Source organism: Halomonas sp. BC1 (assembly GCF_002078135.1).
Classification (GTDB): domain Bacteria; phylum Pseudomonadota; class Gammaproteobacteria; order Pseudomonadales; family Halomonadaceae; genus Vreelandella; species Vreelandella stevensii.
Genome location: NZ_LFGS01000018.1, coordinates 1 through 1660, shown reverse-complemented (window position 1 = coordinate 1660; position 1660 = coordinate 1). Strand labels below are relative to the sequence as shown.

Below are 1660 nucleotides of genomic sequence, written 5' to 3'. Positions count from 1 at the left end.
GCGAGGGGAAGACATCGTTTAAGGAGGTGATCCAGCCGCAGGTTCCCCTACGGCTACCTTGTTACGACTTCACCCCAGTCATGAACCACACCGTGGTGATCGCCCTCTTGCGTTAGGCTAACCACTTCTGGTGCAGTCCACTCCCATGGTGTGACGGGCGGTGTGTACAAGGCCCGGGAACGTATTCACCGTGGCATTCTGATCCACGATTACTAGCGATTCCGACTTCACGGAGTCGAGTTGCAGACTCCGATCCGGACTGAGATCGGCTTTTCGGGATTGGCTCACTCTCGCGAGTTGGCAACCCTTTGTACCGACCATTGTAGCACGTGTGTAGCCCTACTCGTAAGGGCCATGATGACTTGACGTCGTCCCCACCTTCCTCCGGTTTGTCACCGGCAGTCTCCTTAGAGTTCCCGCCATTACGCGCTGGCAAATAAGGACAAGGGTTGCGCTCGTTACGGGACTTAACCCAACATTTCACAACACGAGCTGACGACAGCCATGCAGCACCTGTCTCTGCGTTCCCGAAGGCACTAAGGTATCTCTACCAAATTCGCAGGATGTCAAGAGTAGGTAAGGTTCTTCGCGTTGCATCGAATTAAACCACATGCTCCACCGCTTGTGCGGGCCCCCGTCAATTCATTTGAGTTTTAACCTTGCGGCCGTACTCCCCAGGCGGTCGACTTATCGCGTTAACTTCGCCACAAAGTGCGCTAGGCACCCAACGGCTGGTCGACATCGTTTACGGCGTGGACTACCAGGGTATCTAATCCTGTTTGCTACCCACGCTTTCGCACCTCAGTGTCAGTGTCAGTCCAGAAGGCCGCCTTCGCCACTGGTATTCCTCCCGATCTCTACGCATTTCACCGCTACACCGGGAATTCTACCTTCCTCTCCTGCACTCTAGCTTGACAGTTCCGGATGCCGTTCCCAGGTTGAGCCCGGGGCTTTCACAACCGGCTTATCAAGCCACCTACGCGCGCTTTACGCCCAGTAATTCCGATTAACGCTCGCACCCTCCGTATTACCGCGGCTGCTGGCACGGAGTTAGCCGGTGCTTCTTCTGTGAGTGATGTCTTTCCTGATGGGTATTAACCACCAGGCGTTCTTCCTCACTGAAAGTGCTTTACAACCCGAGGGCCTTCTTCACACACGCGGCATGGCTGGATCAGGGTTCCCCCCATTGTCCAATATTCCCCACTGCTGCCTCCCGTAGGAGTTCGGGCCGTGTCTCAGTCCCGATGTGGCTGATCATCCTCTCAGACCAGCTACGGATCGTCGCCTTGGTGAGCCTTTACCTCACCAACCAGCTAATCCGACATAGGCTCATCCGATAGCGGGAGCCGGAGCCCCCTTTCTCCCGTAGGACGTATGCGGTATTAGCCTGGGTTTCCCCAGGTTATCCCCCACTATCGGGCAGATTCCTATGCATTACTCACCCGTCCGCCGCTCGTCAGCATCTAGCAAGCTAGATCCTGTTACCGCTCGACTTGCATGTGTTAGGCCTGCCGCCAGCGTTCAATCTGAGCCATGATCAAACTCTTCAGTTTAAGATCAATGCGATCCTTACTCGCCATCTCAGGACTAGCCGAAGACAACAAAAGCGGATCAAACTTGGCTCAAGGTTCAAACGAATTCACTGCGATACTCCGAAGAG

1 rRNA gene is annotated in these 1660 nt (G+C 55.0%); it reads right to left on the bottom strand.

The features are described 5' to 3' along the window. Window positions 1-19 precede the first annotated feature (19 nt). Window positions 20-1553, bottom strand: a 16S ribosomal RNA gene (locus tag B7L72_RS14015). Between the last annotated feature and the right edge of the window lie 107 nt (window positions 1554-1660).